This is a genomic window from Nocardia sp. CDC160 (genome assembly GCF_035818795.1).
Lineage (GTDB): Bacteria > Actinomycetota > Actinomycetes > Mycobacteriales > Mycobacteriaceae > Nocardia.
In genome coordinates this window covers 232737-256754 of record NZ_JAYKYT010000001.1, presented here as the reverse complement: position 1 = coordinate 256754, position 24018 = coordinate 232737, and the positions used below count along the sequence as shown (strand labels likewise).

Here is a 24018-nt window from a genome sequence, read left to right as displayed (position 1 = left end):
GCCGGTAGCGGGCCGTTCGCGGGCACCCACGCTGACCTGCGGCGCGGTGCGACGGGCGTAGTCTGCACAAGCGCAGACAGGTTGGGCCGGGGCCGCGGACACGTTGGGGCACGGGCCCGAGAATCCGATCCCGGGAGGCGAACCATGACCGCAGACGCGGTGCGTGCGTACTACACGGCCGACGAGGTGCGGGCCGCGGAGGCCGAACTGTTCACCCGTGTCCCGGCCGGAATGCCCATGCGGCGCGCCGCCTTCGGACTCGCCGACGTGGTGGCGCGGGAACTGCGCGAACGCACGGGCCGAGTGGCCGGACGGTCGGTGACCCTGCTGGTCGGCTCCGGCGACAACGGTGGTGACGCGCTCTGGGCGGGCTCGTTCCTGCGACGACGGGGTGTCGCGGTCCGCGCGGTCCTGCTCGCACCCGACCGCGCCCACGCCGAAGGTCTGGCCGCCCTGCGCCGCACGGGCGGACGTGTCGTCACCGCGCCCGCCGACCCGGACGACCTGCGCGGAGCCCGAATTCCGCCGGGAGCGGTGCAACACGTGAGCGCCAGCACAGAGGTGCCCTGGCCGGTGCGCGAGCTGCTCGGCAACCCGGACCTGGTGGTGGACGGCATTGTCGGCATCTCCGGTCGCGGCCCACTGCGCCCGGTCGCCGCCGAAATCGTTGCGGGCGTGCGCTGCCCGATCATTGCCGCCGACCTGCCCAGCGGCGTCGACCCGGACACCGGAGCGGTGGACGGTCCCGCCGTGACCGCCGACGTCACCGTCACCTTCGGCGCATACAAGCCGGTTCACGCGCTGGCCGCCCCGCACTGCGGCCGAGTCGAGTTGGTGCCCATCGGATTAGAGCTGCCCAGCGCGAACCTTTATGCGCTGGAACCGCGTACCGTCGGTGCGAACTGGCCCGTCCCCGGTCCGGCAGACGACAAGTACACCCAGGGAGTCGTCGGCGTCTGTGCGGGCAGCGCCACCTACCCCGGCGCGGCGATTCTCTGCACCGGCGGCGCGGTCGCCGCCACCTCCGGCATGGTCCGCTACGCGGGCACGGGCGCGGCCCAGGTTCTCGCACATTTTCCGGAAGTTATTGCCGCCGAATCCATTTCCGCCACCGGCCGAGTCCAATCCTGGGTCTTCGGCCCCGGCGCGGGCACCGATTCCGCCGCCCGCGACCGCCTCGCCGAGATCCTCGCCACCGACCTACCCGTCGTAGTGGACGCCGACGGCCTCACCCTGCTCGCCGCCGAGCCGAGCCTGGTGACCGGCCGCCAGGCCCCCACCGTGCTGACCCCACACGCCGGGGAATTCGCCCGACTGACCGGTTCCGAACCGGGTCAGGACAGGGTCGCCGCCGTCCGCAAACTGGCCGAATCCTGGCAGGTCACAGTCCTTTTGAAAGGCCGCGCCACCCTGATAGCCAGCCCCGACCGCTCAGTCTTCGTGAACGAGGCAGGCGGCTCCTGGGCCGCCACCGCTGGCTCCGGCGACGTCCTCTCCGGCATCATCGCCGCCCTCCTAGCCCACGGCTCCCACCCCGCCTGGGCCGCTGCGGCAGCCGCCCGCGTCCACGCCCTCGCCGCCAACCTCGCCGCCCACGCGACAACCACCGCAGGTGCCCCAATCTCGGCCTCCCCCTTGCTCGCCCACCTCCGCGAAGCCATCGGCACCCTGCGCGAACTCGCCCAAGTGTGACTCGCCGCGCGGTATGCGGCTGCCGCGCCGGGGCCGAAACACGGCCGAACCACCGGGCGTGTTGGGTCCGCCGCCGGAACTCCAATGGTCGCCTCACCCTGTCATCCCGCATGCTTTGACCGGGATCTACTACGCCCAGGGTGGATTCCGCCAAGAGCGTGCCGAACGACGAGGTGGGGTGTTCACGCGCCGGACTGACGAGTTTGGGCGGTCATGCGCATGAATGGGAAGGTGGGCGAACCGCGCCGAGTGGCGAGCGTAGGTGGTCATGCGCCGGAGTGGCGAGGCTGGAGTGGTTGGTGGGGGTGGGCGGTTGCGGTGTGCAGGGCGTTGCGGGCCGCCGCTACAACCGGATTGGTGGCTGTGCCGCGGCGATAGGCCAGGTGGGTTCGGCGGCGGGTCGGTAATGGGGTGAGGGTGACGGTCTCCGGCACCGAGCGGGCGCCCAGGTCTGGGACGAGGGATACGCCTTGGCCCGCGGCGACCAGGGCGAGGACGGTGCCGAAGTCGTCGGCGTGGTGGCGGATGCGGGGGGTGAATCCGGCTGCGAGGCAGGCGCGGACGGTCATTTCGTGGCAGAGGGTGCCGGGGGTTCCTGCGATCCAGGGGGAATCGGAGTGCGCGGCAAGGGGATTCGGGTCAGGGGTTTGTGATGTTGTCTTGGTTTGGTCTGTGGTCAGCTCGGCGAGGTGGACTGTCTCTTCGAAGAGCGGCTCGGTCTCCAGGCCGGGTTCCGGGGGCAGGGGGACGTAGTCGTATTCCTGGAGTAGGGCGATGTCCAGGGTTTCGGCGCGCAGGGCTGCGGGGGCGGCGGCTGGGTCCAGTTCGGTGACAAGGAGTTCCAGCAGGGGGTGGTCGCGGCTGAGGGTGACCAGGGCGGGGGAGAGGATGGTGTGGACGGCGGTGGGGAAGGCGCCGATGCGGAGGGTGCCGGTGAGTTCGGTTCGGGCGGAGGCCAGTTCGGCGGTCGCCTGTTCCAGGACGGCCAGGATGGTTTCGGTGTGCTCGACCAGGCGCAGGGCGGCGGGGGTGAGGGTGACGCTGCGGCCGGTGCGTTCCAGGAGTGAGACCCCGGCCTCGCGTTCCAGGGCGGTCAGCTGCTGCGAGACGGCCGACGGCGTGTAGGTCAATGCGTCGGCGACCGCGGCAATGGTCTTGCGGTGCGCGAGTTCGCGAAGCAGGCGCAGTCGGCGGACATCCAGCATCAGCTGAGCTTACGCTCGGACTCAGAAACGTGAAATGGACCTGACGCATCTCGTCGATCAGGCTGGTCGCATGACCTTCACCGGCTTGTACGTGCCACTGATCACGCCGTTCACCGCCGCCGACGAGGTGGCCGAGGACGCCCTGGCGGCCCTCGCCCACGAGGTGCTAGACGCGGGCGCGGCGGGCCTGGTCGCGCTCGGCACCACCGGCGAACCCGCCACCCTCACCGCCGCCGAACAGTCCCGCGTCATCGACATCTGCGCCGAGGTCTGCCGCGAACGCGCCGCCACCCTGATCGTCGGCGCGGGCTCCAACGCGACCCTCGACTCGGCGCGCGCCCTCGCCACCCTGGACCCCCGCGCCACCGCCGCCCTCGCGGTCGTCCCCTACTACAACCGCCCCTCCGAAGCCGGTGTGGTGGAACACTTCCGGGCGCTGGCCGCCGCCAGCCCGGTGCCCGTGCTGATCTACCACATCCCCTACCGCACCTCCCGCACGCTGAGCGCCGAAACCCTGTGCCGCCTGGCCGAACTGCCGAATGTCGCGGGCTTCAAATACACCGCGGGCGGCATCGACGACACCACGATCTCCTTCCTGAGCCGCCTGCCCGAGCACACCTCGCTCCTCGCGGGCGACGACCTCTACGCCGCCCCGTTGCTCGCGCTCGGCGCCTCCGGCGCGATTCTCGCCTGCGCCAATGTCGCCCCCGCGCCCTACGCGGACCTGATCACCGCCTGGCGCGCGGGTGACGTCGCGCGCGGCCGCGAACTCGGCAACCGCCTGGCACCCCTGGCCCAGGCCCTGTTCACCGAACCCAATCCCGTTGTCGTCAAGGCGGTTCTCGCCGCCCAGGGCCGCATCCCCACCCCGAACGTCCGCCTGCCCCTCCTCCCGGCAAGCCGCGAGGCGCTCACCGCCGCCCTCGCGGTCCTGCCCGGAGAACGGGCCGGGATTCGGGTGTGATCCGAGTCGCGGCGGTTCCAATGGCAGTATCGAGGGCGTGAACAAGCCCGACCCACAGGTGGAAATCGTCGTCGACCTGGACGCCATCGCCCACAATGTGCGCATTCTGGCCGAGCACGCCGGGGATGCCGCGGTCATGGTCGTCGTCAAGGCGGACGGGTACAACCACGGCGCGGCCGAGGTGGCGCGCGCCGCGCTGGCCGCCGGGGCGCGCGAGATCGGGACCACCACCATCGCGGAGGCGGTAAAGCTGCGGGCCGCGGGCATCACCGCGCCGATCCTGTCCTGGCTCAACACTTCCGACGCCGATTACGCCAGCGGCATCGCCGCCGATATCGAGCTCGGCGTCTCCGACCTGTCGCAGCTGGAGGCGGTGGCGGCGGCCGCGCGCCGACTGGGCCGCACCGCCACCGTGAGCCTGAAGGTCGATACCGGCCTGCACCGCAATGGCATTCCCTTCGCCGAGTTCCCCGAGGTCCTGGAACGGCTGGCCAAGCTGATCGCCGAGGGCACGGTGCGTTTCCGCGCCCTCTTCTCCCACCTGGCCCTGGCCGACGAACCCCAGCATCCGGTCAATGACAGTCAGCGCGACCGTTTCCTCGAGTTCATCGCCACCGCCAAGGAGCACGGCCTGGAACCCGAACTCGTGCACCTGTCGAATTCCGCTGCCGCGCTGACCCGTCCGGACCTCGCGTTCGACATGGTGCGTCCCGGCATTGCCGTGTACGGACTTTCACCGATCCCGGAGCAGGGCGATTTCGGTCTGCGCCCGGCCATGACCTTCCGCGCCCGGGTGCTGCGCGTGAAGCGCGTCCCCGCGGGCGGCGGCGTCTCCTACGGCCACGACTGGATCGCCGAGCGCGACACCACCGTCGCCCTCGTCCCCGCCGGATACGCCGACGGCGTGCCGCGGGTGCTGAGCGGCAAGTTCTCGGTGTGGATCGGCGGGGCGCGGCACCCGCAGATCGGCCGGGTCTGCATGGACCAGATCGTGGTCGATCTCGGCGACAATGCCGCGGGCGTCCAAGCGGGCGACACCGCGATCCTGTTCGGCGGTGAGCCCGGTCACCCGCACGCCGACGAATGGGCGCGGGCCCTCGGCACCATCAACTACGAAATCGTGTGCGGCCCGCGCGGTCGCGTCACCCGCACCCACGTGGGCGGTGACCGGTGACCGAACATCCGAGCACCGCAGGGCACCCCAGCACAGCAGAGCACCGCATGCTCGCCACGGTCGAGGACACCGAGGCGCTCGGCCGCGAACTCGCCCAACAGCTGCAGGCCGGGGATCTGGTCATCCTCGACGGCCCCCTCGGCGCGGGCAAGACCGCGCTGACCCGGGGCATCGCGGCGGGGCTGGGCGTCGAAGGACGGGTCAGCTCACCGACTTTCATCATTGCCCGCCAGCATCGCGCCGGAGCCCATCCGGGCGCGGTGGCCCTGGTGCACGTGGACGCCTACCGCCTCGGCGGCGATCTCGACGAGCTCGACGCCCTCGATCTGGACACCGATCTCGACCACGCGGTCGTGGTGGTGGAATGGGGTCTGGGCGTGGCCGAACACCTGGCCGACCGCCACCTGCGCGTGCAGTTGCGCCGGGAGGCGGAGTCGGATGTGCGCACCGCCGAATGGGAGTGGGTCGCCGCGAATTGAGTGGTACCGATAGGCACTGATCGGCGCACCGCACCGGATCTGATTCGCGAGTAAGTTCCCGCAGGCAGACACCGCGCCGAGTGGGCTGTACCACCCGGTATCGTAAAGACAATCATGCTGATATTGGCTGTCGACACCGCGACCCCCGCCGTCACAGCGGGACTGGTGGAACTGGAACCGGCGCAATCCGGGTCGAACGCACCGCGCATCACCACGATCACCGCCAAGGTGACCGTGGACGCTCGCGCGCACAACGAGGTGCTGACCCCGCAGATTCTGGCCTGCCTCGCCGAATCCGGGCGCTCCCGTGCCGATATCGCGGCGGTCGTGGCCGGTATCGGGCCGGGACCGTTCACCGGACTGCGCGTCGGCATGGCCACCGGGGCCGCCTTCGGCGACGCGCTCGGGGTGCCGGTGTACGGGGTGTGCAGCCTCGACGCCATTGCCGCCGACACCGAGAGCTACCTGCGCGAGAGCTCCGAGCCGACCGAACTGCTCGTGGTCACCGACGCCCGCCGCCGCGAGGTGTACTGGGCGCGCTACCGCGCCACCGACGGCATGACGCTGGCGCGCGTCGAGGGTCCGCAGGTGAGCAAGCCCGCCGATCTGGATCAGGCCGCCGCCACCCTGATCGCCGGATCCGCCTCGCACGTCGACTATTTCGACCTGCCGGTGCTGCCGGTCGAGACGCCCTCCCCGGAGGGGCTGGTGCGCTGCGCCGCCGCCGACATTCTCGCCGGTGCCGTTCCCGAACCGCTGGTCCCGCTGTATCTGCGCCGCCCCGACGCGGTGGAGAAGAGTTATGCGCAGGTGGGCCGATGACCATCCGCATCGAACCGATGCGGCCCGCCGACGTCACCCGCTGCGCCGAACTCGAACAGGTGCTCTTCCCGGAGGACGATCCCTGGCACGAGGTTTCGTTCCTCTCGGAGCTGGCCGGACCGCACAACCGCTACATCACCGCGCGCGACGCGTCGGGCCGCATGGTCGGCTACGCCGGAATCGCCTTGCTCGGCACCGATGAACACCCCGAGGCCGAGGTGCACACCATCGGCGTCGACCCCGCGGATCACCGTCGCGGCATCGGCACGCTGCTGCTGGAGGCGCTGCTGCTGGAGGCCGGAAAGCGCGGCGGACCGGTCTTCCTCGAGGTCCGCACCGACAACGCGCCCGCCATCACGCTGTACGAGAAGCACGGCTTCCACATCATCGGCTTGCGCAAGAACTACTACCAGCCCAGCGGGGCCGACGCCTACACCATGCGGCGTCCGGCCATGGCCGGTTCTTTGTTCAAGCACCGTCCGCAGGACGGATTCACCACCGACGCCGAGGTCTCGTCATGATCGTCATGGGTATCGAAAGCTCCTGCGACGAAACGGGAGTCGGCATCGTGCGCCGATTGCCGGACGGCACTTGCGAATTGCTCGCCGACGAGGTCGCCTCCAGCGTGGACCAGCACGCCCGCTTCGGCGGCGTGGTGCCCGAAATCGCCTCGCGCGCACACCTCGAGGCCATCGTGCCCGCCATGCGCCGGGCGCTGGCCGCGGCCGGGATCAGCAAGCCCGACGCGCTGGCCGTCACCATCGGCCCGGGTCTGGCCGGTGCCCTGCTGGTCGGCGTCGCGGCGGCCAAAGCCTATGCGGCGGCCTGGGATATCCCGTTCTACGCGCTCAACCACCTGGGCGGGCACGTGGCCGTGGACACCCTCGAACACGGCCCGATGCCGCCCGCCATCGCGCTGCTGGTCTCCGGCGGCCACACCCATCTGCTGCAGGTCACCGATCTGGCCCAGCCCATCGTCGAGTTGGGCAGCACGGTCGACGATGCCGCGGGCGAGGCCTTCGACAAGGTGGCCCGCCTGCTCGGTCTCGGCTACCCGGGCGGCCCGGTGCTGGATGCCATTGCCGCCGACGGTGATCCGCACGCCATCGCCTTCCCGCGCGGCATGACCGGTCCCCGCGATCCGCGCTACGACTTCTCCTTCTCGGGCCTCAAGACCGCGGTCGCCCGCTATGTCGAAGCGGCGCAACGCGAAGGCCGCGAACTGCCCATCCCGGATATCGCCGCCTCCTTCCAGGAGTCCGTGGCGGACGTGCTCACCATGAAGGCCGTGCGCGCCGCCCAGGACATCGGCGTCGACACCCTGGTCCTCGGTGGCGGCGCGACCGCCAACTCCCGCATTCGCTCCATGGCCGAGGAGCGCTGTGCCGCCGCGGGAATCACCCTGCGCGTCCCCAAGCCGCGCCTGTGCACCGACAACGGCGTCATGATCGCCACCCTGGGCGCGCACGTGATCGCGGGCGGCGCAAAACCTTCCGCCCTGACCGTCGCCACCGACCCGGGCCTCCCGGTCTCCACCAGCCGCCTGTAGAACACCCCGGAAACGCGACCGCGACCGGGAGTCTGTGCTCCGGTCGCGGCGAGTAGGTCTTCGTTGCAGCTAGTCGGTCGGTCGGACCAGGGTGGCGGTGCCACCGGCCCCCGAACCGGAATTCGAGTTGGTGCGCGGTGAGGGCGAGACGTGCGGCTCGGATTGGGTGGGCGGCAAGGTCGTGCCGAGCAGCGGGCCGAGGATGCGGGGCAGGTCGGCCGGGAACGGAATCTGCGGTAGGTCCGGATCCGGCCGCAGCGGGGGCTGCTGTGCGGTGGACGACGGGATGGTGGGAACGCCCGTGGCCGAACCGGTTTGGGGCGGGGCCACCGGGGCGGTGCTGCGATTGCCGCTCGGGCTGGTCGACCCGTTGGACGGACCGTTCGACGGCGTGGTCGGCGAAACCGGTTGCTGCGGGCCGGTGGTCGACGGCGAGTAGTGGGTGTTCTGCGGCTCGGGCACCACGAATTCCTTGACGCCGTACCCGATGATCAGCCCGACCACCACGATCGCCCCGGCCAGCGTGCCCGCCAGCTTGGTGAAGGTCCCGATTGGCGCGTCCGACCCCAGCCCGATCACCGGGAACGCGCTCGGCGAGCTCGAATCCGCCACCAGCGCAGCACCCTTGGCGATCGCCGCCTCCGGCTCCGGCACGGTCACCACCGGCACGTCGAGCTGGCGCTCCAGCCCCACCACCATGATCGGCACGTTCGCCCCGCCGCCGATCACCGCGACCGCCTCCGGGAACTTCGGGGCCCGCGCGAACACCCCGCGCGCGAACACCGCCAGCTCGCGTAGCAGGTCGGCGACGATCTCCTCGAAATCCACCCGGGTGAGCTTGAGCGGCTGCCCGGCCACATGGTCGATGGTGACCGCCGGAACCACCGACAGATGCTCCTTGGCGGCCCGGGAACGGTTGAGCAGGATGCCGCGGTTGGGTCGGATGCCGCGACGCGACAGGTGGCAGTCCAGCAGGTGCTGCAGGATCAGCTCGTCGATGGCGTTGCCGCTGATGGCCGTCGTGCGCTCGGAGCGCAGCACGGTGTCGTCGGCGTGATCGGCGACCGTGACCGTGGTGCCGGTGGCCCCGATATCGATGACCGCGACCGTGTCCCACCGATCCAGCAGTCCGGTGTGCCGCAGATACGCCAGCGCCGCGGTGCTCTCGGGGATGAGATGCACACCGTGGCGTTGCCGACCGATCGCCGAACGAATGATCTGGGCCTGTTCCCGGTCCCGGTAGGCGACCGCGATGTCGCCGGGCGCGGCGGTGTCGTGCTCGTGGTGGCCGGCGGTCCGGGCGACCGGGTGGGCGCCGACCGGATGCACGGCCTCGCGGGGAATCTGGGTGGTCATCAACTCGATGGAGGACGCCACCAGGTCACCGAGGTCGGAGTGGGCGGTATCGGCCGTGACGACCCGGTAATCGAAGTTCTGGGCGCCGTTGGGCGCGGTGGCGACCGTCGCCGAGCACACCACCTCGCTCCCGGCGGAGATGCCGAGGGATGTTCGCATGTTCACCTCCCTTCGAGCGGATGGTCCGGGTGGAGACGACCATCTCGAACGGACTCCGGACGCGCCCAAGGGGTTTTAGGCGGTTCCGAGCTACGGATCACGGCGGGGGCGTGCCCGATGGGGCATGCGGACCTGCCACTGATCACTTGCGGTCTTGCTCTCTTCTCGAGCCCGCGCGCAGGATGGCCGCGCGGTTAGCGGGGTGAAGCAGTTGTGTAACTCTCGACGGCGCGCGTGACACAACCGATTAGGTCTTGCCGCGCGGCCGTCGTCAATGGTGTCACATTCCGTTATCCGAACGTTACAGATTTTCGGATTTCTTTGGAAGACCTCAGATTCCCGGGCCGTCGTGTCGGCGAGTCGCGCTGTCCAGCGGCGTTACCGCGCTGTCCAGCGCCGTTACAGGTAACGGTGGGTTGCGGGTAGCAGTGCCCGGCCTTGAGCGCTGGCACTCACGTGTATAGAGTGCTAGGTGGCACTGGGCTAGTGCTGAGGTGCCAGCTAATGACTACTACGCAGGGGTCCCGGCACCCGCGACGACGGGGCTTATTGCGCAGGGGTCACACATGACCGAAACCGTGCGTTCGGGGAACAGCCCCGGACGAGAAGAATCCCCTGAAAGTGGAGGGCTCAACGTGGCGAGCGTGAACATCAAGCCGCTCGAGGACAAGATCCTCGTCCAGGCCAACGAGGCCGAAACCACCACCGCCTCCGGTCTGGTCATCCCTGACACGGCGAAGGAGAAGCCCCAGGAGGGCACCGTCATCGCCGTCGGCCCCGGCCGGTGGGACGAGGACGGCGAGAAGCGCATCCCGCTCGACGTCAAGGAAGGCGACGTCGTCATCTACAGCAAGTACGGCGGCACCGAGATCAAGTACAACGGTTCCGAGTACCTGATCCTGTCGGCTCGCGACCTGCTCGCTGTCGTCACCAAGTAAGGGACGCACCCGTTTCCGCCCCGGCGTCGAGCCGCTGGTCATACAGCTACCGACCCGGGGCGGAGTGCGTTCCGTCCCAACTCATTCGGGGGTTCGGGGGAGAAGCCCCCGCCTTCCGGACACACAGGAGTAGGTAAATGCCAAAGCAGATCGAGTTCGACGAGAAGGCTCGTCGGGCGATGGAGCGCGGCGTCGACAAGCTCGCCGACGCCGTCAAGGTCACCCTCGGCCCGCGCGGTCGACACGTGGTGCTGGCCAAGGCCTTCGGTGGCCCGACCGTCACCAACGACGGTGTCACCATCGCCCGCGACATCGACCTCGAGGACCCGTTCGAGAACCTGGGCGCGCAGCTGGTCAAGAGCGTCGCCACCAAGACCAACGACGTCGCGGGTGACGGCACCACCACCGCCACCGTGCTGGCGCAGGCCCTCATCAAGGGCGGCCTGAAGAACATTGCCGCGGGCGCGAACCCGATGACCCTGGGCAAGGGCATGGGCAAGGCCGCCGAGGCCGTCGCCGCCGCCCTGCACGAGGCCGCGACCCCGGTCAACGGCGAGAAGGCCATCGCGCAGGTCGCCACCGTGTCCTCGCGCGACGAGGAGATCGGCGCGCTGGTCGCCGAGGCGCTGACCAAGGTCGGCAAGGACGGCGTCGTCACCATCGAGGAGTCCTCGGGTCTGCAGACCGAGGTCGCCATCACCGAGGGCGTGCAGTTCGACAAGGGCTACCTGTCGCCCTACTTCGTGACCGACGCCGAGACCATGCAGGCGGTCCTGGAGGACGCCTGGGTGCTGCTCAACCGCGAGAAGATCTCCTCGCTGCCGGACCTGCTGCCGCTGCTGGAGAAGATCGCCGAGTCCGGCAAGCCGGTGCTGATCATCGCCGAGGACGTCGACGGCGAGGCGCTGTCCACCCTGGTGGTCAACGCGATTCGCAAGACCCTCAAGGTCGTCGCCGTGAAGGCCCCGTTCTTCGGTGACCGCCGCAAGGCGTTCCTGGACGACCTGGCCATCGTCACCGGCGGCACCGTGGTCAACCCCGACCTGGGCATCACGCTGCGCGAGTCCGGCCTGGACGTGCTGGGCAAGGCCCGCCGCGTCGTGGTCGGCAAGGACGACACCACCATCGTCGAGGGCGCGGGCTCGCAGGCCGACATCGACGCGCGAGTCGCCCAGCTGCGCAAGGAGATCGAGACCACCGACTCCGACTGGGACCGCGAGAAGCTGGAAGAGCGCCTGGCCAAGCTGGCCGGTGGCGTCGCCGTCATCAAGGTCGGCGCGGCCACCGAGACCGAGCTCAAGGAGCGCAAGTACCGCGTCGAGGACGCCGTGTCCTCCGCCAAGGCCGCGGTCGCCGAGGGCATCGTGCCCGGCGGCGGCACCGCCCTGGTGCAGGCGGCCGCGAAGCTCAACGAGCTGCGCGACTCGCTCTCCGGCGACGAGGCGGTCGGCGTCGAGGTCGTGCGCCAGGCGCTGCTGGCCCCGCTGTTCTGGATCGCCAGCAATGCGGGCGTGGACGGTGCGGTCGTGGTCTCCAAGGTCACCGAGGGCAAGGACGGCTTCAACGCCGCCACCCTGAGCTACGGCGATCTGGTCACCGAGGGCGTCATCGACCCGGTCAAGGTCACCCGCTCGGCCGTGGAGAACGCCACCTCGGTGGCGCGCATGGTGCTCACCACCGAGTCGGCGGTCGTCGACAAGCCGGTCGAGGAGGCCGCCGGTCACGACCACCACGGGCACTCGCACTGAGGTAGCTCCACAGTGAAACACTGAGGTAGCTCGAGGCTGAAAACGCTGCCCCCGGACGGGATTCCGTCCGGGGGCAGCGTCGTTTCGGGGACGGGTCAGAGCAGGCCGCAACGGGTCAACAGGGATTCCGCCTCGGAGGAGGTGAATTCGCGGTTCAATTCGACCGAGGATTCGAGCGCCTCGTGCAGGACCCCGTACATGTTCGACGGTCGCCAATTGAAATGAATTCCCTTGGGGGCCACGGTGAGCAGCGGTTTGCCGTCGAGCACCGGGAGCTCCTCCGGCGACCCCGACCCGGGCATGAAGGCGACGCCGGGATAGGCGAAATTGAACCGCTGATGATCCATGAGGGTCGCGGCGGCGGCGTGCTCGGCGGGGGTGAGGTGGTCGTTGCGGGCGTAGCGGACCGCTTGCGGGTCAACGGGTTCGGCGTCGAGGTAACCGGGCCCGGCATGGCGCAGCAGGGCGTCCTGGAGCAGCGCGTAACAGTGGTAGAGCCGATCGCGCACCCCGATCAGCCGAAACTCGAAGGCGCGCCGATTCTTCGGGTCCAACACGAGCAGATCGACATCGTCGTGCAGGGTGAACATCTCGCGCAGCCACCACGGCACGAGCTCGTCCTCCTCCAGCTCGTCGAGCCGATCCATGATCTCCGCCCGCCCCCGCCACCGCTTGCGGGTCTCCTTCGACCGGCTGAGCATCGTCATGGCCGCCGGAAGACTCAACCGCCCCGCCGCCCGCGTCAACTCATCCGGCTTCTCCGCCAACCCCTCCAACTGCTCGACCAGCAATTCCAGCGTCGCATCGATGGCCGCCCCCGAATCCGCCCCGCGCTCCACCATGGTCCCGCACAGCAACGCCAACAACCCCGAATGAAACAGATCGCCCCCGGGCATCAAATTCCGCAGCGACACCACCCCGGCCGTCAACTCCGCCGCGCTACCCCCCGCCTGCACCGCGGCAATCTCCTCCCGCACCGCCTCCGGCAGCAACACCCCCGCCCCCGACACGAACGACTCGATCTCAGCATCACTCGTCCGCCCCCGCACGAACTCACCCAACGCCCGCAATCCCATGAAAGTCCTTACCCCCGAACCGATCCCACCCATCGCACGCTACCAGCCCCACCATCCGCCCAGCTCCAACCACCCGCCACCCCTCCGACCGCGACCGCATCAAGACCAAGGAGCTCTCACCGTGAAAAATGCCCGAATCTCCGCAATGTGAGCTCCCTGATCTTGATCAGTGATCGGGGGTGGGGGTCGGGGTCAGCCAGTTCGGGCCCAGGTGTTCGGAGACTGGCGGGAGGGGGATCGCCGGTGGGCCGTTGGTGGGGGTGTGGTCGGTGGCAATATAGGCCGCCAGGCCGCCGAGAATGAGAGCGAGAGCGGCGAGCCCGCCGAGTGCGAAGCGAATGTACGTGCGGAGCATGCCGATCATCCGTTCGGGGGTGGGAGGTGACGGGCGTCAGCGCGTAGGCGACGGCAGCGGTGGGGTGGGGGTCAGAGGCTTGATGACCACCGGCAGTGTCAGCGGGGAGAGATGGGCGGTGCTAGGCGAGTCGGCCTCGGCTGCGTCCAGGACGTGGAGGCCCGCGAAGACCAGGGCGAGCGCGGCCGCTACACCGAGTGCGGCGCGGCTGCGGTCGAATGCGGAGGCGGGGAAACGCATGCCGGACGGTCCGTTCGCGGGGCGTCATGAATGGGCATGGCGCGCAAGGGGTCTGCTGGGTGAATCGTCCGGATTTGGCCGTGCGTTACCGGCGAGGGGGCGGGGCAAAGGGGGCAACCGAGGCGAAGGGGGCAAGTAAAACCGGTCGGGCGACCTGGATTGAGGGCGCACGACGAGGCCCTTGCGGGCTCGGAGGGCTTGCTCGGTGCTTTTTCGGGGCTTGTCCTTGAATACCGAAAGGTGGCTAGTCCCGGACGGTTTGGCTGGAGCGGCCGTTTCCGTGGTGGAGGTGCGGGTGGTGAATCGTGCTCGGCGGGGCCTGGTCTGTAGCTATCGCGGCGAGAAGGCGGTCGCGGAGGGCGGGCGGTGGCGACACTGCCACCGTCGACGCGGCCAGGGCGAGCGCCTCTCGGGTCTGCTGCACTTCCTGGGTGAAGGCGGCGCGCAGTACCGGCTCGTCGGTATCCAAAATATCCGCCACTGCGCGCTGATCTTCGTCGCCGATCGATCCGAGCGCGACAGTGTGCGCGAGATCGATCTGGCTTTCGTTCATCTCACGTCACTCCCAAACTTTTCTTGAGTCGTGTCAGTCCATCCCGTATACGGGACTTAACGGTAGGTAACCCTACGCCCAGGTAGGCCGCTACCTCGGCATATGTCCGCCCACCGAAGTAGGCGAGGGAGATGGCTTCGCGCTGCGTCTCCGTCAACGTGGCCAGGCCCGCCAGGACAGCCTGCTGCTCCAGCCGTCGTCCGACTTCTTCGGTGACTTCATCGAATTCGTTACCGAGAGTGCTGGTGCCGTAGGCGACTTCGCGCAAGGCGTGCGCCTGCTCGGCACGGACTCTGTCGACCGCGCGTCTATGGGCCAGCGTCATCAACCAGGTGACCGCCGAGCCCTTGGCCGGATCGAAATTGGCTGCCGTGCGCCATATCTGGAGGTAGACCTCCTGGGTCGTCTCCTCCGCGTATCCCGGATCGTGTAGCACGCGTAGGACCAGGCCGAAGACTCGCGCGCTGGTGCGGTCGTACAGCTCGGCGAATGCCTGCTGATCGGACCGGCCACAACGTTCGAGTAGTGCGGCGAGTTCGAGACTTTCGGCTGCGCGCGCCGTCACCGCAGAGTCCACGCTGGGTGCTCCCACCCGACCGTCCCTCGAACTCTGGAACGAGTCGCCCTCTGCGGCAGGCGGCCGCGTTGTCACAACGCTCCGTTCTGTGTCATCGGCCACGAGGGTAGCGTGCCGCTATGACCTCCTCTCGGGTGGGGGTATCGGCAAAGCGACTGTGGCACAGCAGTTTTCCGTTTTGCACCGAAACGCCGCAATCGTGACGTGAAGGACACGCCGTGACGCATCGGCAACCACCGACCCCCGCCGAACGGTGCCGGTTGTTTGCTAGACATTCGGCACGCCCGCACCCGCGGATGGGAAAAATCTCGAGCTCACCCCGCCGCCCGCATCAGCGACACCGCTGGTGAACATCGGTCACACGGGTTTGCTCGCCCTCGCGCCCGGCCCACTCCCGGGGCCCGTGAGCACGTGGCCCCAAGAGTGGAAGGCGAACCGCCGGTATCGAATCGGACCCGTCCGGATTCGCGTCAAGGGGGGTTGGCTCAGGCGACGACGCGGCGGCGATTGCGGCGGGCGTGTAGCTCGCGCTCGGTCTCGGACATACCGCCCCAGATGCCGTACGGCTCACTGACCTTCAGGGCGTGCGAACGGCACTGCAGCAGTACCGGGCAGGACTTGCAGACCTCTTTGGCGCGCATTTCGCGCTGCGCCCGGGCGCGGCCGCGTTCGCCGTCGGGATGAAAGAAGACCGACGAGTCCTGGCCGCGGCAAGATCCGCGCATTTGCCAATCCCATACGTCGGCGTTCGGACCGGGGAGGTGGGTCGGCATAGGCATGTGAACTCCTCTTGGTGCGAGCTCGTCGGCATTGTCGAGCGGTGCTGGTGGCAAACAGGTGGCCGCATCGCCGTGGCCCGGCGATCGCACTTCGCCGGAGTCGCAATTCAACGCGACGCCGACGATGGCGATGTCGTACGTTAGGTCGGACAACGAAATCGAGTCAATAGCTTCATTCGACTCGAGCCGAATACTGGGACATTAGAGAATTAACATCCTCGCTATTTACAAATCCGCCCCGCTGTGGTGATACTGATCGGTTGCCCAGCTCCGTGACCAACCTGTGATAGCCCATCGGACTCGTCAAAATGCCTGGTAGCAATGGATTTTCGAGCTTCAATACCTGTCGCGCGATCTATGCAAGCATCGCGATCAGAGTGATCTCAGCCATTGGACATCCGGCGCTGAGTACGGTAGAAGTGGCCGCTTCGAGGCGCTCAGGTTAATAGCGCGAAACGCTATACGAATTCCTAACGGGCGTGCTAGGCGATAGCGAGAACAGATTTACGGAGTGGAAACACAAAGGCGCTTGCGAATGCTGAGGGGTTGCTGACGGACTGTGATATGGCAGCTGCCCTCACTTGCCCCCGCGCTGGTTAGAGTGCGGCTGTGCCTGTGCTCGAAGTGAACTCCGAACTCGCCGACGCCGCCTTCGGCTCCGCGCCGGAACGCGCTGCCATCGGGTTGCCCACACCGGGCGATCCGCACGAATCCTGGCTGCGGGCCGTCGCGCTCGGCGCCGTCGGGCACTACGCCGCCGCGCGCACCGAACTCGCCCGCGCCCGCCGCGCCACCACCGATCCGGCGCTGCTGTCGCTGACCCACAGCACCGAGGGCTCCCTGCTGCGCCAGCTCGGCTGGCACACTCACGCCGCTGTCGTGGATGGCCGCGCCGCCGCCCTCGTGCTGCCGTCCCTTCGCGACCACACTCCCGGCCCGGTCGCGACGGCGGCCGAAGTGCGCCGGGCGGAAGCGGTTTGCGATGCGTTGACCGGACTCGCTGCCGACGCCCTCGGCACCTTGCGCCCGGCGCTTGCCGCCCGGCTGCTGAATCGTTGCCAGAGTTATCTCGACATTCATCTGGCGGGCGTCGAGGCCGCCTGGCGTCCGCGTGTCCGCCTGCACTGGGTGGCTGCCGAGACGGCGCTGTCGGCCCCCGGCTCCGGTTTGATCTCCGCGCCCGCCGCCGACCCCGCGCAAAGTCCCCTGCACGCCGACGCCGATCCCGCCCTGGCGCACGCGCGGGCCGCCGTCTCGCTCGCGGAATACTCGCCCTCCCTGCGGCATCGAGTGAAATCCCGGCTACTGCTGGCGGCCGCCAGTGCCGCCGTCGGCGATCTCGACCGATCCCGCGCTCTCGCAACCGAAGTCGAGCACGCCTGCCGCGCACACGAACTACTGCCGCTGCGCTGGGCCTGCGCCATGCTCCGCTCGGGGCTCGAACCCGCCGGTGACGCAGCCGAACTCGCCGCCGAGTGCGCGCGGTTGCTGGCCGCTCGCGGTGGGCGATTGCGTTCGGCGAGCGAGGTTCTCGGGCATCCCTGAGCCCTTACCGGGAAGTCCCTGAATCGTCCCCGAGAAGGACCCCGTAACGCCTGGCATGAATGCGTCAGCCGCTATTGTTGGACCGTTCCGCCCCTCCGCGGAAGCACCGGCCCTCCCGCCGCCGTGCCACTTGAACAAACGCCAGGAACAGCTCTGACGATGAACAACACGGGTGAGGAGTTGGATCCCGCTGTCGTCGCTGCCGCAGCGCAGGGCGACCGGGCGGCCCTTTCCCAGGTACTGGAGAGCATCCGCCCGCTCGTGGTGCGGTACTGCCGCGCCCGTATCGGAACGGCCGAACGCGGCCAGCTCTCCGCAGACGACGTCGCGCAGGAGGTCTGTCTGGCCGTGATGACCGCCCTTCCCCGCTACCAGGATCAGGGTCGGCCGTTCATGGCTTTCGTCTACGGCATCGCCTCGCACAAGGTCGCGGACGCCCATCGAAATTCCGCCCGTAACAAGGCGGACGCCATGGCCGAAGTACCTGATGTCATATCCACCGACCAGGGGCCGGAGCAGCGCGCTCTCGAATCCGAAACGAGCCGACAGATGAACGCTCTGTTGGCGACTTTGCCGGAAAAGCATCGAGAGATCCTGATCCTGCGCTTGGTCATGGGTTTGTCGGCTGAAGAAACCGCAGTCGCCGTGGGCAGTACGGCGGGTGCTATACGAGTGGCCCAGCACCGGGCACTCGCGAAACTCAAGTCTCAAGTGGCGAGGGCAGGTGAAATGTATGGCTAGGGATGGCGAGCGCGGTCGGGGTGACTGGAAGGCGCGACCTGGATCGCAGAACAGCGGTCCCTACGCCGAGGCGGCCGGTGATACCGGACCGGTGGACATCGCCGCGGTACGCCGCGACGATGCGCTGATCGACGCCATCTCCGGCGACGGTCCCGTGCAGACGGGCACCTCGGAGGAATATCAGCTCGCGGCCCTGCTGGCCGATTGGCGAGCGGAAATCATGGCCGAGCCGCTTCCGGCCGGACCGGATTTGGATGCCATTGTCGCGGCGGTCAATCAGGAGATCGGCGCGCGGCAGGCCCGGATCGGAGCGTCGAACCGGGGGCGACTACGGCTGGTGCGCCCTCTTTTGGGTGCTGCGGCGGCTGCAGCGCTGATCCTCGGCGGCCTGACGGCGTTCTCCTACAACGCGAGCCCCGGCGATCCGCTCTGGCGGATGAAGGAGGTCGTGTTCAGCGAGCAGGCGCAGTCCACGGTGGTTTCCCGCGCGGACGACAGTCTGGCGCAGGCGAAGCAGCTCTTGGCGGAGGACAAGCCGGAAGAGGCGAAGAAGGCGCTGGAGAAGGCGGCCGACAATGCCTCCCAGGTCAACGACTCGTCCAAGAAGGACACGCTGAACGATCGTTGGCAGCAGCTGTTCACGCAGCTGCAGCAGGTGGCGCCGACCGTCGCGGAATCGCTGGCGACGCTGGCGCCGACCACCACCAAGGTGCCGGTGGTGACGACCACGCCGAACAACCCGGTGCCGCCGGTGAATCCGACCACCGGTGGCGGCTCGTCCACCACGGTCGATCCCCGGGTGCTCGGGACCAATCCCGACACCGAGCCGAATCCGACTACGGGCGGCGGCGTTTCGACGCTGCCCACCCAGCCGCCGGTGACGACTGTTCCGGTGCAACCGTCTTCGGAGCCGAGTGAACCGGCGACCCCGCCGACCGCCCCCGGCACCACGACCGCCGTGGTGCCGACCGGTGTCCCCACCGGTGGCGCCACGCCGCCGACCCAACCGGCGACGATCGAGAAGCCCACGGGCGCACCGGTCGTCCCGACCACGTTGGTCCTGCCGACCGGCGGCGCGGTGGTGCCACCGGCTCCCGGACCGACGCACTAGATCGACAGCTGTATCCGATCGTCTACTGGCGGTCGGTTTTTCGTGAAGGCATGAGGGTTCACGAAGAGCTCAACGAAGAAGGGCCTGCATCCGAGGATGCAGGCCCTTCTCGTGGAATCGGGTGGCGGATCAGACGTCGAACCCGTCGAATCCGTCGCCGTGCAGCGCCTCGTTCATCGAGGCGTCCGCGTAACCGCGACAGTAATCCCAGGTGACGTACGCCTCGGGGGTCGGGTCGTAGGCGGGCTCGTGCGGGCGCACCGTGCCGTCCACCAGTAGCTGGAGGAGGTTGGCGCGCAACATGTCCCAATCGTGGTAATGGTCCTGTCGACAGTCCTCGCAGCTGACCACCAGGCCGCGGATGCCGCGGTGGGCCAGCAGTGCCTCATATACCGCGAGGTCGGCGAGATCCTCTTCGACCGCTAGGCGCTCGTGAGGATCCAGCGGTTCCCCCGGCTCGATGGCATCGAGCGCGGCCGACGGGTCGGAGGGGTCTCCGGCGAATGGATCCGGCGGCAAGCCAGGTGGTAGATGGTCACGCACAGTCCCACGGTACGCAGAACCACCCCTTGTGCGCCAGCGCTGAAGGGGATTTGCCCTCACTTCGCTGGTGGCGCAGCACACAGTGATGTCGTGGCAGTCGACACACTAATGGCATAGCCGACAAACCGCAGCGGTTGTGGCCCGCGATACCGCGCTGTCAGCCCCGCTGACGCGAGGTCGGGCGGGGTGCGGTGGGGAATCCCGCGACCGATACCATGGTTGACCAAAGGCCGGGTAGCAAACGCCGGCATTGCCATTCATCAACGCGTCCGCCGGTGCCCGGTCCGGGGGACGATGCCGAGGCCAGGAGGGGTCGATCCGAATGAGCAGTCCCGTGACGGGCGAACGTAACGATGGCCGCCCCCATACGGGCGGCGACGATCCCAACAAGATCGCCATGCTCGGCCTCACCTTCGACGATGTGCTGTTGCTGCCCGCGGCCTCGGATCTGATTCCGAGCTCCGTCGACACCTCGAGCAAGCTGACCCGTGAGATCTCGCTGCGCACCCCGCTGGTAAGTTCCGCGATGGACACCGTGACCGAGGCGCGCATGGCCATCGCCATGGCCCGCGCGGGCGGTATGGGTGTGCTGCACCGCAATCTGTCGATCGAGGCGCAGGCCGCGCAGGCCGAGACGGTGAAGCGGTCCGAGGCGGGCATGGTGACCGATCCGGTGACCTGTCGCCCCGACGACACCCTCGCCGAGGTCGACGCCATGTGCGCGCGCTTCCGCATCTCCGGTCTGCCGGTCGTCGACGACCGCGGCATTCTGATCGGCATCATCACCAACCGCGACATGCGCTTCGAGGTCGATCAGGACCGCAAGGTCGCCGAGGTGATGACCCCGGCACCGCTGATCACCGCCCAGGAGGGCGTCACCGCCGAGGCCGCGCTGGGGCTGCTGCGCCGCCACAAGATCGAGAAGCTGCCGATCGTGGACGGCTCCGGCAAGCTGCGCGGGCTCATCACCGTCAAGGACTTCGTCAAGACCGAGCAGTACCCGAACGCCACCAAGGACCGCGACGGTCGACTGCTGGTCGGCGCGGCCGTGGGTGTCGGCGAGGACGCCTGGAACCGGGCCATGACGCTGGCCGAGGTCGGCGTGGACGTGCTCATCGTGGACACCGCGCACGGTCACCAGTCGGGTGTGCTGCAGATGGTGTCGAAGGTCAAGGCCGAGGTCGGCGATCGCGTGCAGATCGTCGGCGGCAATGTCGCCACCCGCGCGGGTGCGCTGGCACTGGTCGAGGCGGGCGTGGACGCGGTGAAAGTGGGTGTGGGCCCCGGCTCCATCTGCACCACCCGCGTGGTCGCCGGTGTCGGCGCGCCGCAGATCACCGCGATCCTGGAGGCCACCGCGGCGTGCAAGCCGCACGGTGTGCCGGTCATCGCCGACGGCGGCGTGCAGTACTCCGGTGACATCGCCAAGGCCATCGCGGCCGGTGCGTCGACCGTCATGCTGGGTTCGCTGCTGGCGGGTACCGCCGAGTCGCCGGGCGATCTGATCCTGGTGGGCGGCAAGCAGTTCAAGAGCTACCGCGGCATGGGTTCGCTGGGCGCCATGCAGGGTCGTGGCGAGGCCAAGTCCTACTCCAAGGACCGCTACTTCCAGGACGACGTGCTGTCGGAGAAGAAGCTGGTGCCCGAGGGCATCGAGGGCCGGGTGCCGTTCCGCGGCCCGCTGGACCAGGTGATCCACCAGCTGGTCGGCGGTCTCCGCGCGGCCATGGGTTACACCGGCGCGCAGACCATTCCGGATCTGCAGGCGGCCCAGTTCGTGCAGATCACGGCGGCGGGCCTGAAGGAGTCGCACCCGCACGACATCACCATGACCGTCGAGGCTCCCAACTACACCACCCGTTCGTAGCCGGACTCAACCGGTTCGCGCATGGCCGCGGACCGGTTTTGTCATGTCTGGCAATCGAACTCAGAGAGGAATGAACAACGATGCGCGATATGGTCGAGATCGGCATGGGCCGGACGGCTCGGCGCACCTACGAGCTGGACGATATCGACATCGTGCCCTCGCGGCGGACCCGCTCGTCCAAGCAGGTGTCGCTGGCCTGGCAGCTGGACGCCTACCGCTTCGAAATCCCCTTCCTGGCGCATCCGACCGACGCGCTGGTGTCGCCGTCGTTCGCCATCGAACTCGGCAAGGCCGGTGGCCTGGGCGTCATCAACGGTGAGGGGCTGTGGGCCCGGCACGCCGATGTGGACGCCAAGATCCAGCAGCTCACCGAGGTCGGCGAGAAGCAGGGCACCGAGGCGGCGGTGGCGCTGCTGCAGGAACTGCACGCCGCGCCCATGCAGCCGGATCTGCTGGCCGCCGCGGTCGCGCAGGTGCGCGCGGCCGGTGTCACCACCGCGGTGCGGGTCAGCCCGCAGAACGCGCGGACGCTGACCCCGGCGCTCGTGCAGGCGGGCATCGACCTGCTGGTCGTGCACGGCACCATCATCTCCGCCGAGCATGTCGGCGACGGAGAACCGTTGAACCTCAAGACCTTCATCGCCGAGCTGGATGTGCCGGTGGTCGCGGGCGGCGTGTCCGATCACCGCACCGCGCTGCACCTGATGCGCACCGGCGCGGCGGGCGTCATCGTCGGCTACGGCTCCATGCAGGGCGCGACCACCACCGGTGAGGTGCTCGGCATCGGGGTGCCCATGGCCACCGCCATCGCCGACGCCGCGGCCGCGCGCCGCGACTACCTGGACGAGACCGGCGGGCGCTACGTGCACGTCATCGCCGACGGCGAGACCCTGACCTCCGGCCACATCGCCAAGGCCATCGCCTGCGGCGCGGACGCGGTCATGCTGGGCGTGCCGCTGGCCATGGCGCAGGAGACCCCCGGCAACGGCTGGTACTGGCCCTCGGCCGCCGCGCACCCCTCGGTGCCGCGCGGCGCGGTGCTGCCCTACGCCATCGAGGAGGAGCGCGTCCCGCTCTCCCAGGTCCTCAACGGCCCCTCCAACGACCCGTTCGGCTCGCTGAACCTCGTTGGCGGCCTGCGCCGTTCGATGGCCAAGACCGGCTACTGCGACCTCAAGGAATTCCAGAAGGTCGGCCTGAACGTCCGCGCATAGTTGACGTCGACCGTCCGTCATGAGCGGACGCAGACATCGCGCCCTTGCGCACTCGGGTGAGTGTGCAAGGGCGCGAATCATTTCTGGCGGCCCCGGTGTGCCTGAGGAGCAGCCTCCTTCGTCATCCCGGCATGCTCTTGGCCGAGATCCATAGCCGCCGGGTGGATTCCGGCCAACGCGCAACGGAATGACGAGTGGGCGCGCCAGTGGGTAACGGGGAGCGCGGTCGGGCCTCAGCGGCGGAGGCCGGGCTGGATGATCGGGCGCGAAATGGCTTGGTCGCGGAGGAATTCCCGGATGGCGGTGTTCACCGCGACCGGGTGGGTCATGTTCACCGTTTGGCGGGCGCCTTCGATTTCGACGTAGCGGGAGTCGGGGAGGCGGTCGGCCAGTTCGCGGGCGTGGGCGCGGGGGACGCCGGAGCGAGTGGGGTGGATGACCAAAGTGGGGCAGGTGATTTCGGGTAGTCGGTCCAGGAGGGAGTCGCGGTTGAGGAGGGCTCCGGCGGCCACCTCGGTGGCGTTGGGGTCGCGGGCCAGCCAGCGCTTCACCCAGACGGCGCGGTACCAGTCGTCATCGCCGATGAGCCAGCGGGCGAGGTATTCGGCGAGGGCGGGGCGAGGGGCGTCCTCGTACCATTTGTCCAGGAATTTCCGGGCATTGGTGAGTTCGACGGGCGTGGGTTCGTGCGCTTCGCTGCTGAGCAGGACGAGGGCGGCGACGCGGTCGGGGGCCAGCAGCGCGGTGCGCAACGCGATGAAGCCGCCCTGCGAAATCCCGCCCACCACGGCGCGTTCCACGCCGAGTTGATCCAGTACGGTCAGCGCGTCCCGGGCGGAGGTCCAGTACGTGAACGGCAGCCCCTCGTCACGGGTGCGGCCGTGCCCGCGCGCGTCCCAGGTCACGATCCGGAACTCCGGAGTCAGCGCCGCCTGTTGCGACGCGAACATCGTTCGGTCCATGAGGAATTCGTGCCCCAGCAACACCACCGGACCCTCGCCCCCGCTGTCCTCGTAGTGGATCTCGGCATCGATCGCACGGGCGAATGGCACGAGGTAGAGGATAGCGAGCACCTGTGACAAACCGGCGGGCTTTGCGGCCCAGTGCCCCAGGGGGTGTCGCTCGGCCCCGATGCGCGGGGTCGAATTCCCCACGGCCCGAGGGTCGCGGACCCTATCGTCGCGCGCGGGGCGGGACTACGGTGTGGCCCGAATGATTTCGCGGATGCGTGGGGACCGGTCTCTCTGTTATGCCGGGAGGCGGCGGTAGCTGTCGGAGGGCTGTCGCAATCGGGGCCGGAAGTCCCTATCCGACGGCCGGGCGACGCGAAT

The 24018-nt window shown here is 68.8% G+C and carries 24 protein-coding genes; 14 read left to right on the top strand and 10 right to left on the bottom strand.

The window, feature by feature from the left end; translation table 11 throughout:
• Positions 1-159 precede the first annotated feature (159 nt).
• Positions 160-1692: an NAD(P)H-hydrate dehydratase gene (locus VMT40_RS01235; protein WP_326357156.1), complete on the top strand. Its 1533-nt coding sequence runs from the start codon at positions 160-162 to the stop codon at positions 1690-1692.
• 266 nt (positions 1693-1958) lie between these two features.
• Here the strand turns inward: VMT40_RS01235 and VMT40_RS01230 are convergent, their stop codons facing one another.
• On the bottom strand, positions 1959-2897 hold the full coding sequence (locus VMT40_RS01230; protein ID WP_326356137.1) for a LysR family transcriptional regulator: 939 nt from the start codon (positions 2895-2897) through the stop codon (positions 1959-1961).
• Positions 2898-2931: 34 nt separating this feature from the next.
• Here VMT40_RS01230 and dapA point away from each other — a divergent pair, with 34 nt between their 5' ends.
• The 6 genes from dapA to tsaD all read left to right on the top strand — a co-directional run bounded on the left by dapA (position 2932) and on the right by tsaD (position 7885).
• A complete protein-coding gene (dapA, locus tag VMT40_RS01225; protein ID WP_326356136.1) occupies positions 2932-3861 on the top strand; it encodes a 4-hydroxy-tetrahydrodipicolinate synthase in 930 nt (309 codons plus the stop codon).
• Between the two features lie 37 nt (positions 3862-3898).
• Positions 3899-5035, top strand: a complete 1137-nt coding sequence (alr, locus tag VMT40_RS01220) for an alanine racemase (protein ID WP_326356135.1) — start codon at positions 3899-3901, stop codon at positions 5033-5035.
• 47 nt (positions 5036-5082) lie between these two features.
• Positions 5083-5514 (top strand): tRNA (adenosine(37)-N6)-threonylcarbamoyltransferase complex ATPase subunit type 1 TsaE, encoded by a 432-nt coding sequence (gene tsaE, locus VMT40_RS01215; RefSeq protein WP_326357155.1) that lies wholly within the window; start codon positions 5083-5085, stop codon positions 5512-5514.
• 114 nt (positions 5515-5628) lie between these two features.
• Positions 5629-6336 (top strand): tRNA (adenosine(37)-N6)-threonylcarbamoyltransferase complex dimerization subunit type 1 TsaB, encoded by a 708-nt coding sequence (gene tsaB / locus VMT40_RS01210; protein WP_326356134.1) that lies wholly within the window; start codon positions 5629-5631, stop codon positions 6334-6336.
• Positions 6333-6857, top strand: a complete 525-nt coding sequence (rimI, locus tag VMT40_RS01205; protein ID WP_326356133.1) for a ribosomal protein S18-alanine N-acetyltransferase — start codon at positions 6333-6335, stop codon at positions 6855-6857. The genes tsaB and rimI overlap by 4 nt, the downstream gene beginning before the upstream one ends.
• Positions 6854-7885 carry a tRNA (adenosine(37)-N6)-threonylcarbamoyltransferase complex transferase subunit TsaD gene (gene tsaD, locus VMT40_RS01200; protein WP_326356132.1) on the top strand — a complete coding sequence of 344 codons (1032 nt, stop codon included), beginning with the start codon at positions 6854-6856 and terminating at the stop codon, positions 7883-7885. The genes rimI and tsaD overlap by 4 nt, the downstream gene beginning before the upstream one ends.
• Positions 7886-7954: 69 nt before the next feature.
• Here tsaD and VMT40_RS01195 read toward each other — a convergent pair whose 3' ends face one another.
• The gene (locus VMT40_RS01195; protein ID WP_326356131.1) at positions 7955-9400 is read right to left on the bottom strand and encodes an Hsp70 family protein; all 1446 of its coding nucleotides are present in this window, start codon (positions 9398-9400) and stop codon (positions 7955-7957) included.
• Between the two features lie 635 nt (positions 9401-10035).
• Between VMT40_RS01195 and groES the strand changes: the two genes are divergently transcribed.
• Both groES and groL read left to right on the top strand, forming a co-directional pair.
• Positions 10036-10338 (top strand): co-chaperone GroES, encoded by a 303-nt coding sequence (gene groES / locus VMT40_RS01190; RefSeq protein ID WP_033086015.1) that lies wholly within the window; start codon positions 10036-10038, stop codon positions 10336-10338.
• Positions 10339-10475: 137 nt separating this feature from the next.
• On the top strand, positions 10476-12086 hold the full coding sequence (groL, locus tag VMT40_RS01185) for a chaperonin GroEL (protein ID WP_326356130.1): 1611 nt from the start codon (positions 10476-10478) through the stop codon (positions 12084-12086).
• 95 nt (positions 12087-12181) lie between these two features.
• Here groL and VMT40_RS01180 read toward each other — a convergent pair whose 3' ends face one another.
• From VMT40_RS01180 to VMT40_RS01155, 6 genes are all read right to left on the bottom strand, one after another.
• Positions 12182-13162 carry a hypothetical protein gene (locus tag VMT40_RS01180; protein ID WP_326356129.1) on the bottom strand — a complete coding sequence of 327 codons (981 nt, stop codon included), beginning with the start codon at positions 13160-13162 and terminating at the stop codon, positions 12182-12184.
• A gap of 166 nt (positions 13163-13328) precedes the next feature.
• Positions 13329-13517 carry a hypothetical protein gene (locus VMT40_RS01175; RefSeq protein WP_326356128.1) on the bottom strand — a complete coding sequence of 63 codons (189 nt, stop codon included), beginning with the start codon at positions 13515-13517 and terminating at the stop codon, positions 13329-13331.
• 36 nt (positions 13518-13553) lie between these two features.
• Positions 13554-13757, bottom strand: a complete 204-nt coding sequence (locus VMT40_RS01170; protein ID WP_326356127.1) for a hypothetical protein — start codon at positions 13755-13757, stop codon at positions 13554-13556.
• Positions 13758-14001: 244 nt separating this feature from the next.
• Positions 14002-14310 (bottom strand): RskA family anti-sigma factor, encoded by a 309-nt coding sequence (locus VMT40_RS01165; protein WP_326356126.1) that lies wholly within the window; start codon positions 14308-14310, stop codon positions 14002-14004.
• A gap of 1 nt (position 14311) precedes the next feature.
• On the bottom strand, positions 14312-14887 hold the full coding sequence (locus VMT40_RS01160) for a sigma-70 family RNA polymerase sigma factor (protein WP_326356125.1): 576 nt from the start codon (positions 14885-14887) through the stop codon (positions 14312-14314).
• Between the two features lie 485 nt (positions 14888-15372).
• Positions 15373-15666 carry a WhiB family transcriptional regulator gene (locus tag VMT40_RS01155; protein WP_326309420.1) on the bottom strand — a complete coding sequence of 98 codons (294 nt, stop codon included), beginning with the start codon at positions 15664-15666 and terminating at the stop codon, positions 15373-15375.
• A 609-nt stretch (positions 15667-16275) separates the two neighbouring features.
• Here VMT40_RS01155 and VMT40_RS01150 point away from each other — a divergent pair.
• The 3 genes from VMT40_RS01150 (at position 16276) to VMT40_RS01140 (ending at position 19063) form a co-directional block, all read left to right on the top strand.
• Positions 16276-17211 carry a hypothetical protein gene (locus VMT40_RS01150; protein WP_326356124.1) on the top strand — a complete coding sequence of 312 codons (936 nt, stop codon included), beginning with the start codon at positions 16276-16278 and terminating at the stop codon, positions 17209-17211.
• 159 nt (positions 17212-17370) lie between these two features.
• Positions 17371-17952 carry a sigma-70 family RNA polymerase sigma factor gene (locus VMT40_RS01145; RefSeq protein ID WP_326309418.1) on the top strand — a complete coding sequence of 194 codons (582 nt, stop codon included), beginning with the start codon at positions 17371-17373 and terminating at the stop codon, positions 17950-17952.
• Entirely contained in the window at positions 17945-19063 is a 1119-nt protein-coding gene (locus VMT40_RS01140) for an anti-sigma-D factor RsdA (protein WP_326356123.1), read from the top strand. Before VMT40_RS01145 ends, VMT40_RS01140 begins: the two co-directional genes overlap by 8 nt.
• A 129-nt stretch (positions 19064-19192) precedes the next feature.
• On the opposite strand, the gene VMT40_RS01135 is transcribed toward VMT40_RS01140, so the two are convergent.
• On the bottom strand, positions 19193-19606 hold the full coding sequence (locus tag VMT40_RS01135) for a DUF5319 domain-containing protein (protein ID WP_029923780.1): 414 nt from the start codon (positions 19604-19606) through the stop codon (positions 19193-19195).
• A 322-nt stretch (positions 19607-19928) separates the two neighbouring features.
• Between VMT40_RS01135 and guaB the strand changes: the two genes are divergently transcribed.
• Positions 19929-21473 (top strand): IMP dehydrogenase, encoded by a 1545-nt coding sequence (guaB, locus tag VMT40_RS01130; RefSeq protein WP_326356122.1) that lies wholly within the window; start codon positions 19929-19931, stop codon positions 21471-21473.
• A gap of 80 nt (positions 21474-21553) precedes the next feature.
• The gene (locus VMT40_RS01125; protein ID WP_326356121.1) at positions 21554-22687 is read left to right on the top strand and encodes a GuaB3 family IMP dehydrogenase-related protein; all 1134 of its coding nucleotides are present in this window, start codon (positions 21554-21556) and stop codon (positions 22685-22687) included.
• 233 nt (positions 22688-22920) lie between these two features.
• Here VMT40_RS01125 and VMT40_RS01120 read toward each other — a convergent pair whose 3' ends face one another.
• Positions 22921-23739 carry an alpha/beta fold hydrolase gene (locus VMT40_RS01120; protein WP_326356120.1) on the bottom strand — a complete coding sequence of 273 codons (819 nt, stop codon included), beginning with the start codon at positions 23737-23739 and terminating at the stop codon, positions 22921-22923.
• Positions 23740-24018: the final 279 nt, after the last annotated feature.